The organism is Variovorax sp. WDL1 (assembly GCF_001541225.1).
Taxonomy (GTDB): domain Bacteria; phylum Pseudomonadota; class Gammaproteobacteria; order Burkholderiales; family Burkholderiaceae_C; genus Variovorax.
The window spans coordinates 126,604-138,966 of sequence record NZ_LMTS01000027.1; the positions used below are offsets into that span (position 1 = coordinate 126,604).

Here is a 12,363-nt window from a genome sequence, read left to right on the forward strand (position 1 = left end):
GGAGCGCGCCCGCATGGCAAAGTTCTTCATCGACCGGCCCATCTTCGCGTGGGTGATCGCGCTGTTCGTCATCGTGGTGGGCGCCGTGTCCATCACGCAGCTGCCGATCGCGCAGTACCCGCCGGTGGCACCGCCGGCCATCGTGGTCAACGTCGCCTATCCCGGCGCCTCGGCCCAGACGCTGGAAGACAGCGTGCTCTCGGTGATCGAGCGCGAGATGAACGGCTCACCGGGCCTCATCTACATGGAATCGGTGGCGCAGGCGGACGGCACCGGCACCATCACCATCACCTTCGAGACCGGGACCAACGCGGACCTGGCCCAGGTGGACGTGCAGAACCGCCTGTCGCGCGCCACGCCCCGGCTGCCGGCGGCGGTAACGCAGCAGGGCGTGCGCGTGGACAAGTCGCGCAACAACTTCCTGCTGTTCACGATGCTGTCGTCCGACAACCCGGCGATCGACACGACGGCGCTGGGCGACTACGCCTCGCGCAACGTGGTGCCGGAGCTGCAGCGCGTGGCCGGCATCGGCCAGGCGCAACTGTTCGGCACCGAGCGCGCCATGCGCATCTGGATCGATCCTGCCAGGCTGCAGGGCTACAACCTGTCGGCGGCGGACGTCAACGCAGCCGTGCGGGCGCAGAACGCACAGGTGTCTTCCGGCACCATCGGCGACCTGCCCAACGTGCCGGGGCAGGCGATCGCGGCGACCGTGGTGGTCAACGGCCAGCTCACCACCACCGAGCAGTTCGGCAACATCGTGCTGCGCGCGAACACCGACGGCTCCACCGTGCGGCTCAAGGACGTGGCGCGCATCGAACTGGGCGGCCAGGGCTACGCCACCTCGGCGCGGCTGAATGGGCAACAGGCCGTCGGCATCGGCGTGCAGCTCGCTCCCAGCGGCAACGCCCTGGCTTCGGCCAAGGCGATCCGGGCCAAGATGGCCGAGCTCGAGCGCTTCTTCCCGCAGGGCGTGAAGTGGACCATTCCCTACGACAGCTCGCGCTTCGTCAACATCTCCATCACCGAGGTGGTGAAGACGCTGTTCGAGGCGGTGGCGCTGGTGTTCCTGGTGATGTATCTGTTCCTGCAGAACTGGCGCTACACGCTCATCCCGACCATCGTCGTGCCGATCGCGCTGCTGGGCACCTTCGCCACCCTGCTGGCGCTGGGCTTCTCGATCAACGTGCTGACCATGTTCGGCATGGTGCTGGTGATCGGCATCGTGGTGGACGATGCAATCGTGGTGGTGGAGAACGTGGAGCGCATCATGAGCGAGGAAGGCCTCTCCCCGCTCGAGGCCACGCGCAAGGCGATGCGGCAGATCTCAGGCGCCATCATCGGCGTGACGGTGGTGCTGATCTCGGTGTTCGTGCCGCTGGCCTTTTTCGCGGGCTCCACCGGCAACATCTACCGCCAGTTCTCGGCGGTGATGGTGGCTTCCATCGGCTTCTCGGCCTTCATGGCGCTGTCGCTCACGCCGGCGCTGTGCGCCACGCTGCTGAAGCCGGTGGAGGCCGGCCATCATCACGAGAAGCGCGGCTTCTTCGGTTGGTTCAACCGCGGCTTCAGCCGCACGGCAAAGGGCTACGAGAGCCTGGTGGCGCGCATTCTCAAGCGCGCGGCGCGCTACCTGGTGATCTATGCCGCGATCATCGGCGCGGTGGTGCTGGTGTACCGGCAGTTGCCGACCTCGTTCCTGCCCCAGGAGGACCAGGGTTACCTCATCGTCAACGTGCAGCTCCCGCCGGGCGCGACCCAGGAGCGCATGCTGTCGGTGATGCAGGACGTCGAGAAGTACATCCTGAAGCAGCCGGAGGTGCAGAGCATGGTCGGCGTGCTCGGCTTCAGCTTCTCGGGGCAGGGCCAGAACGCGGGCCTTGCCTTCGTGACGCTCAAGGACTGGGACCAGCGCCACGAGCCGGGCCAGTCGGCGGAAGCGGTGGCCGGCCGCGCCTTCGGCGCGCTGTCGAGCATCCGCGACGCCTTCATCTATCCCCTGTCGCCGCCGCCGATCCCGGAGCTGGGCAACGCCAGCGGCTTCAGCTTCCGCCTGCAGGACCGCGGCGGGGCCGGGCATGACGCGCTGACCAATGCGCGCAACCAGCTCCTGGGCATGGCGAGCAAGAGCCCGCTGCTGACGCAGGTGCGTCCGGACGGACTGGAAGACGCGCCGCAGTTGCAGATCGACATCGATCGCGACAAGGCGAATGCGCTGGGCGTGGACTTCGCCGCCATCAACAGCACGCTGTCGACCGCGCTGGGCTCGAGCTACATCAACGACTTCCCGAACCAGGGCCGCCTGCAGCGCGTGGTGGTGCAGGCCGACGCGCCGGCACGCATGCAGCCGGACGACCTGCTCAGGCTCAACGCGAGCAACACCAAGGGCGAGCCCGTGCCGCTCTCGGCCTTCGCGAGCACGCGCTGGATCACCGGTGCGCAGCAGACGGTGCGCTACAACGGCTATCCGGCCGTGCGCATCTCGGGCGCGGCCGCGCCGGGCTACAGCTCGGGCGCCGCAATGGCAGAGATGGAAAAGCTCGCCGCGCAGCTGCCCCCGGGCTTCGGCTACGAGTGGACCGGCCAGTCGCGCGAGGAGAAGCTCGCTGGCGCGCAGGCGATCCTCCTGTACGCCTTCTCCATCCTGGCGGTGTTCCTGTGCCTGGCCGCGCTGTACGAGAGCTGGACCATCCCGCTGGCGGTGATCCTGGTCGTGCCGCTGGGCGTGCTGGGCGTGCTGCTCGCGACGCTGCTGCGCGCCTATTCGAACGACGTGTACTTCCAGGTCGGCCTGATCACCATCATCGGCCTGTCGGCGAAGAACGCGATCCTGATCATCGAGTTCGCCAAGGACCTGCAGGCGCAGGGCAAGGGCGTGGTCGAGTCGGCGCTGGCGGCCGCCCACCTGCGGTTCCGCCCGATCATCATGACCTCGCTGGCCTTCGGCCTCGGCGTGCTGCCGCTGGTGCTGGCCTCGGGCGCAGGCTCGGCAAGCCAGCGCGCGATCGGCACCGGTGTGATCGGCGGCATGGTGACGGGCACGGCGCTCGCCGTCATCTTCGTGCCGGTGTTCTTCGTGGTGGTGCGCAGCCTCTTCAAGGGCAGCGAGCGCCAGCGCGAGGTCGACAGGCGCACGCCCAGGCCGCAGGCATTGAAGAAAGCCCCGCCCATGATTAAGAAGAACTTCGCTTCCACCGCCCTCGCCGGCGCAGCCGCCATGCTCCTGGCCGGATGCTCGCTGATTCCGACCTACGAGCGCCCCGTGGCGCCGGTGCCGGCCAGCTATCCGGGCGCGCAGCCCGCCGCGGCCAGCGCGTCGCCGGTCTCGACGCTGGCCTGGCAGGACTACTTCACCGATCCTCGGCTGGCCAGGCTGATCGAGACGGCGCTCGCCAACAACCGCGACCTGCGCGTGGCTGTCGCCAACATCGAGCAGGCCCGCGCCCAGTTCCAGATCCAGCGCGCGGCGCAGTTCCCCGCGCTCGACCTGGCGGCCAGCGGCTCGCGCTCCAGCCCGAACCCGCTGCAGGCGGCGGGCCTGGGCGGCAGCGTGTCGTCCACCTATTCGGTCAACCTCGGCATCACGGCCTGGGAGCTCGACTTCTTCGGCCGCGTCGCCAGCCTCAAGGAACAGGCGCTGGCGCAGTTCCTCGCCACCGAGGAGTCGCGCAAGGCCACGCAGATCAGCCTCATCAGCGCAGTGGCCAGCGGCTGGCTCACGTTGATCGCGGACGACGAACTCCTGGCGCTCACGCGCCAGACGCTGGCCACCCGTGAGGAGTCGCAGAAGCTCACGCGGCTGCGCTTCGACAGCGGCGTGGTCTCGGAGATCGACCTGCGCCTGGCGGATTCGCTGGCGGAGAGCGCGCGCGCCTCCTACGCGGAGCAGCAACGCCTGCGCATGCAGGACGAGAACGCGCTGGCCCTGCTGCTCGGCGCGCCGGTGCCGCCGGAGGCCACCGAAGGCGGCGCGCGCGGCCTGGGCTCGGTCGCGCCGATGGCGGAGCTGCCCGCAGGCCTGCCTTCCGACCTGCTGGGCGAGCGGCCCGACATCCGGGCCGCCGAGCAGCAGCTGATCGCGGCCAATGCCAACATCGGCGCAGCGCGCGCGGCCTTCTTCCCGCGCGTGGCGCTGACCACCTCGATCGGCACCGCCAGCAGCGAGTTCTCGAACCTGTTCGAGCGCGGCACCAAGGCCTGGGCCTTCTCGCCCCAGCTGACGCTGCCCATCTTCGATGCCGGCCGCAACCAGGCCGGGCTGGACTCGGCCAGGGCCGGCCGCGACATTGCGGTGGCGCAGTACGAGAAGTCGATCCAGACCGCCTTCCGCGAGGTCGCCGACGCGCTCGCCGGCCGCGCCACCCTGGGCGAGCAGCTGCGTGCCCTGCGCGCGCAGACGGAGGCCGAATCGGTGCGCTTCAGGCTCTCGGACCTGCGCTACCGCAACGGAATCGCCAGCGCGCTGGACCTGCTCGACTCCCAGCGCTCGCTCTACAGCGCGCAGCAGGCCGCGGTGCAGGTCCAGCTCGCGCAGCTGCAGAACCAGGTGGTGCTGTACAAGACGCTGGGCGGCGGATGGGCCACGCGCTCAGGCCCGGAGCGGCAGTCGCAGGCGACTTCGGGCGCCTCTCTATAATCCGCGGTTGATTACAAAAAGCCCGACGAGCCCCCCACACTGAGGACCCAATGAGCGACGACGCGCACTACCAGGCCACAGAAGACGCCCACACGGGCCCGATCAAGAACCCCAAGCAACTGCTGCTGGCAGTCTTCTTCTCCTTCATCGCGCCGATCCTGATCATTGTCGGCCTTGTCTCGTACGTGACCTCCGCCAACCAGCCCTCGGGCGAGGTGCAGGGCTCGGGCATGTCCCTCTACGGCGTCACTGCGGAAGAGCGCGACCGCGAGCTCGCCGACCGCCTCAAGAAGGTCGGCTCGATCGAGATCCGCGACGCCAACCGGCAGCTGGCCGCCGGCGAGGCGGTGTTCAAGGCCCAATGCGTGGCCTGCCACGGCGCCCCGGGCATCCCGGGCGCCCCGCACCTCGACGACGCCGCGGCCTGGGGCCCTCGCATCGGCCAGGGCTACGCCACGCTGCTGGAACACGCGCTCAAGGGCAAGGGCGCGATGCCGCCCCAGGGCGGCGGCGACTTCGAGGACGTCGAGATCGGCCGTGCGGTGGTCTACCTGGCCAATTCCGGCGGCGCCAAGTTCCCGGTGCCCGACCGTCCGGCGGCAGCGGGCGCACCGGAGGCCGCGGCCTCCGATGCGGCAGCGGCAGCGGCGCCGGCCTCGGCACCTGCCAAACAATAAGCAGGTCTTCGGACCTCACGACAAGAGCCCGCATGCGGGCTCTTTTTTTTTGAAGACGTGCTGCGCTCGGCTTCTTCAGTGCGCTGCCTGGCCCGGCGCGGCCGCCGCCGGGCTCATGACATGCCCATAGCGCCCCGGCAGGTCTTCGGCAAGCACGTTCTGCGGCACCCAGCGCCCCTGCTCTATCGCCTCGGCGGCCAACCCCATGTCCTGCGTATGCACGAGGCCCAGCCCGGACGGCGCGGCCAGGTAGAGCCGGCCCTGCTCGTCGAGCAGGCAGGCCGTGGGCTCGACCCGGTCGCCGGCATGCGATCGCACGCTGAAGTCCTCGCCGATCCGCCACACCCAGGGTGCAGCCTCGAGCTCCACGTAGACGCGCTGCGGCCCGTTCTGGAAGAACCACTGGCCGCGTTCGTCGTGCTCGTAGTTGCGCTGGATGAAGTCGATCAGCTTCTCGTGCTTCAGCAGCGAGCCCTTGGCCATGGGGAAGGGTCCCGTGGCCTGCGTTCGGTCATCCCGCATGTACCAGTTGCCGCGCGCGTCGAGGCCGAGCCAGCCGTAGCAATGCGGGACGTTGGGCCACTTGGCGAGCGCCTGTTTGACGATGTCGTCCATGCGGGGATTCTGGCGCGGATGGTGCCGCCGCGCCATCGGACGAAGCCGCGTCAGAGGTGCTGCGCCAGCCAGTCGCCGACCCGCTCGGGCATGCCGCGCACATGCCCCAGCGGCCGCCCCATCGGAAAGCCCACATGGCCGCCATGGGCCGGCTGCCACAGCGTGACATGGCGCCCCGCCTCCTCCGGACGCGGCAGGCTGGCGGCCGGCACGAAGGGATCGTTGGTCGCGTTCACGACCAGCGCCGGGATGCGGATCGCGCCCAGGTGCGGCTTGGCCGAGGCGCGGCGCCAGTAGTCGTCGGTGTCGCGAAAGCCGTGAAGCGGCGCAGTGAACACGTTGTCGAAGGCATGCAGGTCGGCGGCCGCCATCAACGCCTCGCGGTCGAACAGGCCCGGATGCTGGGCCAGCTTGGCCAGTGCCTTAGGCTTCATGCTGGCCAGGAACATGCGCGTGTAGACCAGCCGGTTGAAGCCTTGCCCGATGGCTGCCCCGCCGGCCGCCAGATCCAGCGGTGCGCTGATCGAGGCGGCCGCAGCCACCACCTTCGAGGCCTCCGATCCGGCCTCCTCGACCCAGCGCAGCAACGCGTTGCCCCCCAGCGAGACGCCAGCCGCAAGCATGGGTCCGACGTGCCGCTCCCGCAAACGCGCGAGGATCCAGCCCACCTCCTCGAAGTCCCCCGAGTGGTAGGCCCGCGGCGCAAGATTGATCTCGCCGCTGCAGCCTCGGAAATGCGGCACCGCGTAGTCCCAGCCGCGCGTCAGCGCATGGGCCGCGAAGGCTTCGGCGTAGTGGCTCTTCGACGAGCCCTCCAGCCCGTGGAACAGCACCAGCAGCGGCCGCGGCGATGCCCCTTCGGCCGCGAGGAAATCGACGTCGATGAAGTCGCCGTCCGGCGTGGTCCAGCGCTCGCGGCGGTAGGCAGGCAAGGGCGCCTCCACACGCCGTGCCAAGAGCGCGGGCCAGATGGTCTGGAGGTTGCCGCCGGGCAACCAGCGTGGCGCCACGTACTGCATCAGTGGAGAACCGGCGGGATCTCGTCCACCTCGTCGGGGGCTTGAACCATCCCGGGGCTCGCATGGTGGGCCACCATGCGCCAGCCCTGCGGGGTCTTGTGATAGACGTTGGTGGCCAGCACGAAGGCATGGCGCGGACCCTCGGCCGTCAGCACCTCGATGCGCTCCAGCACGTTGTGCACCGCGCTCGCCAGCGACTCCACCCTTCGTACGTGGGCCGGCGTGGCATGGATCGCGCTGTTGGAGAACATCTGCTCGAAGGCCGCCCGGATGGCGCTGGCGCCCACCAGGCGTGGGCCGCCGGGATGTACGCAGAACACCTCGTCCTCGTCGGCCCAGCAGGCCATCAGCGCGTCGATGTCGCCGCGCTGGAGCGCCTCGTAGAAGGCCGTCTCGATATCGTCGGCAGTGCCGGCCACGGCGGCGGCGCGGAGTTTGGACTTGGACATGGTGGCTGCGGCTGGAGGTGGCGATTTTGCCTCGGGCGCGAGACGCGCATCGGTCGCCGGCGCATCAGAAGTCCGGAATGCGCCCGACGTGGTGGGCGCGTTCACGCCCCCTCACGGCGGAACTCGCCCCCGCGCGCCGAGCAGCCAGCCCTCGGCCACCGCCTGCAGCTCGCCCTGCGCGGCCTGCCACACCAGCTCGGGCGCGGCCACGTGCACGCCCGGCGGCGCGATGCGCAGTGCCACGTCGACCAGCTCCGCCACCTTGCCGGCGCGCACCGGCTGCTCGCTGGCCGGCACCATGAAGCGCGCGATGGACAGCATCCACGCCGCCAGCCGCTCGGCCGGATTGGCGAAGCGCGCCGCCGCGGACTTGCGCGCCGTGCGCACGATGATCACGCGCTCGAAGCCCTGGGCCACTACCGCCTCCTCGTCGAGGCTGGCCAACCCGCGCTTGAGCGCCTCCGGCAGCCGGCCCTGGTCGTGCGGCTGCACGACGGCCAGCGTGCGCACGCCGCAGGCCTTCAGCCAGGCCGCGAGCGCGGGCAGCTGCGCCGGCTCGGGCGTCCACAGCGCGCGTTCGCGGTCGTAGTAGAGGCGCGGCGGCTCGAACAGGACCAGCGCCGCGTCGGCCGCGGTGCGCGGCCAGTGTGCGAGGTCGGCGTCCGGCGCCAGCACGGTCTCGACGCCGCGCAGCCCGTCGCGGATGGGCTCGCGCGCCAGCACGCGCGTGTGCTCGAAGCGATGCCGGCCCGCGAGCCGCCGCACCAGCTCCTGTCCCAGCGCTCCGGTGGCGCCGGCAATCAGCAGCGTGCCCTCGTCCCGGCGCCGGGGTGGCGCCGCGCGGTTTGCGGCCTGCAATGCCTGGAGGGGATCGACCGCCATCGGGCTATGCTACCTTTGCCACTTCCGCACGAACGACGAAGAGGCTTCGATATGGTGATCATGAAACGCTGGCTCCTGATCCTCCTTGCGACGCTGTCGCTCGCAGGCTGCGGCTACAACGACTTCCAGCGCCTCGACGAGGCGAGCAAGTCGGCCTGGAGCGAGGTGCTCAACCAGTACCAGCGCCGCGCCGACCTCGTGCCCAACATCGTCGCCACCGTCAAGGGAGAAGCCAACTTCGAGCAGGAGACGCTGACCAAGGTGATCGAGGCGCGAGCCAAGGCCACCTCGATCCAGGTCACGCCCGAGACGCTCAACAACCCCGAGGCCTTCAACAAGTTCCAGCAGGCGCAGGGCGAGCTCTCCAGCGCGCTGTCGCGCCTGATGGTGGTGGCCGAGCAGTACCCCAACCTCAAGGCCAACCAGGCCTTCCGCGACCTGCGGGTGACGCTGGAAGGCACCGAGAACCGCATCACGGTGGCGCGCAACCGCTACATCCAGACGGTGCAGGAGTACAACGTGCTGGCGCGCAGCTTCCCGACCAACATCACGGCCAAGATCTTCAGCTACGACCCCAAGGCCAACTTCAGCGTGCAGAACGAGGCCCAGATCTCCACCCCGCCGACGGTCGATTTCGGCCAGCAGCAGCAGCCGAAGAAGTAAACCTCGATGACGGCCGCCCGCATTCGGCGCGCGCTGGCAGCTCTTTTCCTGCTGGCCTTCGCGCTCGCGGGCGCGCAGGCCCAGGACCTGCTGCCGGTGCCGCCGCTCGGCGCGCGGGTGATCGACCAGACCGGGACGCTGGACGCGGCGCAGCGCCAGGCACTCGAAGCCAAACTCGCCGCCTTCGAGCAGGAGAAGGGCTCGCAGATCGTGATGCTGATGGTCGCGACCACGGCACCCGAGGACATTGCGAGCTACGCCAACCGCGTGGGCAACGCCTGGAAGATCGGCCGCAAGGACGTGGGCGACGGCATCCTCGTCATCGTCGCGAAAAACGACCGCAAGATGCGCATCGAAGTCGCGAAGACGCTGGAAGGCGCGGTGCCGGACATCGCGGCGGCGCGCATCATCGATTTCGCAATGAAGCCGCGCTTCCGCGAGAACGACTTCGCGGGCGGGCTCGACGCCGCAGCCGACCAGCTGATCGCGCGCATCAAGGGCGAGCCGCTGCCGGAGGTCGATGCCGGGAGCGGCGACTTCGGCGGCGGGCAGGAGGAGCCCGGTTTCGACTGGGGCGACCTGGCCATCTTCCTGTTCTTCGGCGTGCTGATCGGCGCGCCGATCGCGCGCGCCATCCTCGGCAAGGTCCTGGGGCCGGTGGCGCTGGGCGGCGTGACGGGGCTGGTGGTGATGGCGCTGACTGCGAGCCTGGTCATCGCCGTGCTCGCGGGGCTCGCGGCGCTGCTCTTCACGCTGCTGTCGAGCGCCTTCGGCGCAGGCGCCGGACGTCGCGGCGGCCGTGGCGGCGGCTGGGGGCCGGGCGTCGGCGGGCTCGGCGGCGGCTTGGGTGGTGGCGGAGGCTGGGGCGGCGGGTCCTCGTCCGGCGGCGGCTTCAGCTCGGGCGGGGGCGGCGATTTCGGTGGCGGCGGCGCCTCGGGGGACTGGTAACGATGGCCACGCAATCCTTCCTCTCCACGCTTCGGCGCCTGTGGCGACATCGCTGGATCGACGGGAACGACGTGCGGCGCGTCCTGCCGTCCGAGGCGCTGGAACGCCTGAAGGCCCGCGTCGCGGCCAGCGAGCGCCGGCACCGCGGCGAGGTGCGCATCTGCATCGAGGCCGGGCTGCCCTGGTCGTACATCCGGCGCGGCGCGCCGGCGCGCGAGCGCGCGATCACCCTGTTCGGCAAGCTGCGCGTGTGGGACACCGCGGACAACAACGGCGTGCTGATCTACCTGCTGCTCGCCGAGCACGCGATCGAGATCGTGGCCGATCGCGGAATCGACGCGCACGTGAGCGCGCAGGAATGGGCAGCGATGACCAGGCGCATGGCCTCCGCGTTCCGAGAGGGCCGCTTCGAGGACGGGCTCACGCAGGCGCTGGAAGAAGTCTCGGCGCTGCTGGTGGCGCACTTCCCGCTGGCCGAGGGCGAGCCCGACCGCAACGAGCTGCCCGACGAGCCGGTGGTCGTGGTGTAGCGAGCCCCACTGGACTACCGTCGCCTCAGGAGCGGCCGTGCGCCTCAGGCGCCGCGTCCGGCCTGCTCCTCCAGCAGGCGACGGTTGACCGCGTGGACCGCGTCCAGCTCCAGCTGCAGCGCGCGCGACACCTGCGACAGCGTGCGCAAGCGCCGGTTGCCTTCGCGCAGCCGCCCGGCGAGGATGGTGGAAATGCCGAGCATCATCCGCGCCGCCACCATCGGATGGCTCTCGATCAGGCCCAGCAGCGCAGCGCGCGGGAGCACGCCCAGCTTGACGTCCGTCAGCGCCGTGCAGCTGGCTGAGCGCGGCCCGCCGTCGATCACGCCCATCTCGCCCAGCAAGCTGCCGGCGCCGACCACCGTGATCACGACTTCGCCGTCGGGGATGCCGGAGCTGTTCACGGCGCGCAACTGGCCTTCCAGCACCAGCACCAGGTAGTCGCTGTCGGCCGCGTCGCCCTCTTCGAACAGCAGCGTGTCGGCCAGCACGTGCACCGGCTTCATGGCGTCGACCACGACTTCCGCTTCGGCGCGGCTCATGCCGGCCAGGGGAGCGGCTTGCATCATCAGATCGACGGCATGTTCGCGCAGGTCGTTGCGGCGGGAAGGCTTGGGTGCTTGTGCCATGAACGGAGGTGGTCTTCAGATCGGCAACGGCCATACGGCATTGCCGCCGATGCCATAGAAACTCCGGCCCGGCATGGCTTCCATCAGCCAACCACCGGTGAACTCGCCGAAGGCCGGCAGGATCAGGCGCCGTTCCTCGCGCACGAAGCAGGGCATGCGCAGGCTGTCGCGGCCGCTGCCATGGAGCTTGCAGACCGGATGGAGGTGACCGCCGAGCACGAAGTGCGTTGGATGAGGCCGGGGGTGGTGACAGGCGGCGAAGGGCCCGGCCAGGTAGGGCTCGTCGACGCTCTCGAAGCGCAGCGCCGCCGGCGGGTCGCCGGCATGGCTGTCGTGGTTGCCGCGCACCAGCGTGCAGCGAAGGTCCGCGCGCTGTTCACGCCAGGATTGAAGGCTTGCCAGCAGCTGCGGCGTGCGCGCGTGTGCGTCATGCAGGAAATCGCCGAGCACCACGAGCTCGCGCGGCCGGTGCTGGTCGATCAGGCGGTCGAGCCGGGCGAGGTTCTGCGCCGTCGTGCCGTGCGGCACCGGTTGCCCCAGCGCCCGGAAGCTGGCCGCCTTGCCCAGGTGGAGATCTGCCACGAAGAGCACTTCGCGGGCCGGCCACCAGAGGGCTCGTTCCGGAAGGAGGTCGAGGGATTGGCCGGCAACGTCGAGGCGGCAGGAGGAGGAAGCGGCATGCACGAGTTCGAGTTTTACAGAAGGTCGCGCAGCAGAATCTTGCGAATTGTCACGCCGCCCTCGGCCCTCCCGGGACTTTTCCGCGCCCGGCCTGACCTTCCTCCACGGGCCTCTCGAAGGCCAGTGTCCTGCGCACGCGGTCAGGATCGGCCGGCTCGGCCGTGCCGCCCGCGGCCCGCTCCAGCTGCGCGACCATGCGTGCGATACGCTCGGCCGCGCTCTCGTTCGACAGCTTCTCGCGAAACAGCTCCACCATCAGCGGAAAGGCAAAGGGGGTGGGCCGCTGCGGCGTCCGGACCATGAGCCGCTGCGAGGCCATTCGCGCGAGGACGGCGCTCAGCCGCCCGATCTCCAGCTCCTGCGCGAGCAGTTCCTCCTCGGCCTGCTGCAACAGCCGGTTGGCTGGGTCGTACTTGCGGAACACCTCGTAGAACAGCGAGGAGGATGCCTGCAGCTGCCGGCTGCTGCGCCGCTGGCCGGGATAGCCCTGGAAGATCAGGCCGGACACGCGAGCGATCTCGCGGAAGCGCCGGCGCGCGAGCTCGGTGGCGTTGAGGGACGCGAGCACCTCGTGCAGCAGCTGCGCCTCGTCCACCGGCACCAGCACCTGCGGCAGCAGCGCCTGCCAGTCGGG

General features: G+C 70.0%; 11 protein-coding genes and 2 pseudogenes. 6 read left to right on the forward strand and 7 right to left on the reverse strand.

The features are described from left to right. Positions 1 to 13 precede the first annotated feature (13 nt). The 3 genes and pseudogenes from APY03_RS05670 to APY03_RS05680 all read left to right on the forward strand — a co-directional run bounded on the left by APY03_RS05670 (position 14) and on the right by APY03_RS05680 (position 5,313). A pseudogene (locus tag APY03_RS05670) lies at positions 14 to 3,177 on the forward strand (efflux RND transporter permease subunit). Positions 3,178 to 3,217: 40 nt separating this feature from the next. After that, positions 3,218 to 4,636 carry an efflux transporter outer membrane subunit gene (locus APY03_RS05675; RefSeq protein ID WP_232081360.1) on the forward strand — a complete coding sequence of 473 codons (1,419 nt, stop codon included), beginning with the start codon at positions 3,218 to 3,220 and terminating at the stop codon, positions 4,634 to 4,636. A gap of 50 nt (positions 4,637 to 4,686) precedes the next feature. After that, positions 4,687 to 5,313, forward strand: coding sequence for a c-type cytochrome (locus APY03_RS05680; RefSeq protein WP_068674773.1), 627 nt, complete (start codon positions 4,687 to 4,689; stop codon positions 5,311 to 5,313). A 75-nt stretch (positions 5,314 to 5,388) separates the two neighbouring features. Here APY03_RS05680 and APY03_RS05685 read toward each other — a convergent pair whose 3' ends face one another. The 4 genes from APY03_RS05685 to APY03_RS05700 all read right to left on the reverse strand — a co-directional run bounded on the left by APY03_RS05685 (position 5,389) and on the right by APY03_RS05700 (position 8,278). Then, complete coding sequence (locus tag APY03_RS05685; RefSeq protein WP_068674913.1) at positions 5,389 to 5,928, reverse strand: DUF2946 family protein; 540 nt, start codon at positions 5,926 to 5,928, stop codon at positions 5,389 to 5,391. Positions 5,929 to 5,978: 50 nt separating this feature from the next. Further along, a complete protein-coding gene (locus tag APY03_RS05690; RefSeq protein ID WP_068674774.1) occupies positions 5,979 to 6,947 on the reverse strand; it encodes a YheT family hydrolase in 969 nt (322 codons plus the stop codon). Continuing rightward, positions 6,947 to 7,396 carry a YybH family protein gene (locus tag APY03_RS05695; RefSeq protein WP_068674775.1) on the reverse strand — a complete coding sequence of 150 codons (450 nt, stop codon included), beginning with the start codon at positions 7,394 to 7,396 and terminating at the stop codon, positions 6,947 to 6,949. Before APY03_RS05695 ends, APY03_RS05690 begins: the two co-directional genes overlap by 1 nt. 111 nt (positions 7,397 to 7,507) lie before the next feature. Continuing rightward, positions 7,508 to 8,278, reverse strand: a complete 771-nt coding sequence (locus tag APY03_RS05700) for a hypothetical protein (RefSeq protein ID WP_068674776.1) — start codon at positions 8,276 to 8,278, stop codon at positions 7,508 to 7,510. 51 nt (positions 8,279 to 8,329) lie between these two features. Here APY03_RS05700 and APY03_RS05705 point away from each other — a divergent pair, with 51 nt between their 5' ends. Genes APY03_RS05705 through APY03_RS05715 form a run of 3 tightly spaced genes read left to right on the forward strand, consistent with a single transcriptional unit; the run spans position 8,330 to position 10,419 of the window. Then, a complete protein-coding gene (locus APY03_RS05705) occupies positions 8,330 to 8,941 on the forward strand; it encodes a LemA family protein (RefSeq protein ID WP_443082797.1) in 612 nt (203 codons plus the stop codon). 6 nt (positions 8,942 to 8,947) lie between these two features. After that, on the forward strand, positions 8,948 to 9,889 hold the full coding sequence (locus tag APY03_RS05710; protein ID WP_068674778.1) for a TPM domain-containing protein: 942 nt from the start codon (positions 8,948 to 8,950) through the stop codon (positions 9,887 to 9,889). 2 nt (positions 9,890 to 9,891) lie between these two features. Next, the gene (locus APY03_RS05715) at positions 9,892 to 10,419 is read left to right on the forward strand and encodes a TPM domain-containing protein (RefSeq protein ID WP_068674780.1); all 528 of its coding nucleotides are present in this window, start codon (positions 9,892 to 9,894) and stop codon (positions 10,417 to 10,419) included. Between the two features lie 44 nt (positions 10,420 to 10,463). Here APY03_RS05715 and APY03_RS05720 read toward each other — a convergent pair whose 3' ends face one another. The 3 genes and pseudogenes from APY03_RS05720 to APY03_RS43300 all read right to left on the reverse strand — a co-directional run. Beyond that, on the reverse strand, positions 10,464 to 11,048 hold the full coding sequence (locus APY03_RS05720) for a Crp/Fnr family transcriptional regulator (protein WP_068674784.1): 585 nt from the start codon (positions 11,046 to 11,048) through the stop codon (positions 10,464 to 10,466). Positions 11,049 to 11,063: 15 nt separating this feature from the next. Continuing rightward, positions 11,064 to 11,732 carry a ligase-associated DNA damage response endonuclease PdeM gene (pdeM, locus tag APY03_RS05725; protein ID WP_068674785.1) on the reverse strand — a complete coding sequence of 223 codons (669 nt, stop codon included), beginning with the start codon at positions 11,730 to 11,732 and terminating at the stop codon, positions 11,064 to 11,066. 46 nt (positions 11,733 to 11,778) lie between these two features. Further along, positions 11,779 to 12,363 (reverse strand): annotated as a pseudogene (locus tag APY03_RS43300) (DNA ligase-associated DEXH box helicase); the annotation flags it as partial.

Coding starts and splice junctions, on each gene's coding strand:
- APY03_RS05675 (WP_232081360.1), top strand. CDS start 3,218: ATGCTCCTGGCCGGATGCTCGCTGATTCCGACCTACGAGCGCCCCGTG.
- APY03_RS05680 (WP_068674773.1), top strand. CDS start 4,687: ATGAGCGACGACGCGCACTACCAGGCCACAGAAGACGCCCACACGGGC.
- APY03_RS05685 (WP_068674913.1), bottom strand. CDS start 5,928: ATGGACGACATCGTCAAACAGGCGCTCGCCAAGTGGCCCAACGTCCCG.
- APY03_RS05690 (WP_068674774.1), bottom strand. CDS start 6,947: ATGCAGTACGTGGCGCCACGCTGGTTGCCCGGCGGCAACCTCCAGACC.
- APY03_RS05695 (WP_068674775.1), bottom strand. CDS start 7,396: ATGTCCAAGTCCAAACTCCGCGCCGCCGCCGTGGCCGGCACTGCCGAC.
- APY03_RS05700 (WP_068674776.1), bottom strand. CDS start 8,278: ATGGCGGTCGATCCCCTCCAGGCATTGCAGGCCGCAAACCGCGCGGCG.
- APY03_RS05705 (WP_443082797.1), top strand. CDS start 8,330: ATGGTGATCATGAAACGCTGGCTCCTGATCCTCCTTGCGACGCTGTCG.
- APY03_RS05710 (WP_068674778.1), top strand. CDS start 8,948: ATGACGGCCGCCCGCATTCGGCGCGCGCTGGCAGCTCTTTTCCTGCTG.
- APY03_RS05715 (WP_068674780.1), top strand. CDS start 9,892: ATGGCCACGCAATCCTTCCTCTCCACGCTTCGGCGCCTGTGGCGACAT.
- APY03_RS05720 (WP_068674784.1), bottom strand. CDS start 11,048: ATGGCACAAGCACCCAAGCCTTCCCGCCGCAACGACCTGCGCGAACAT.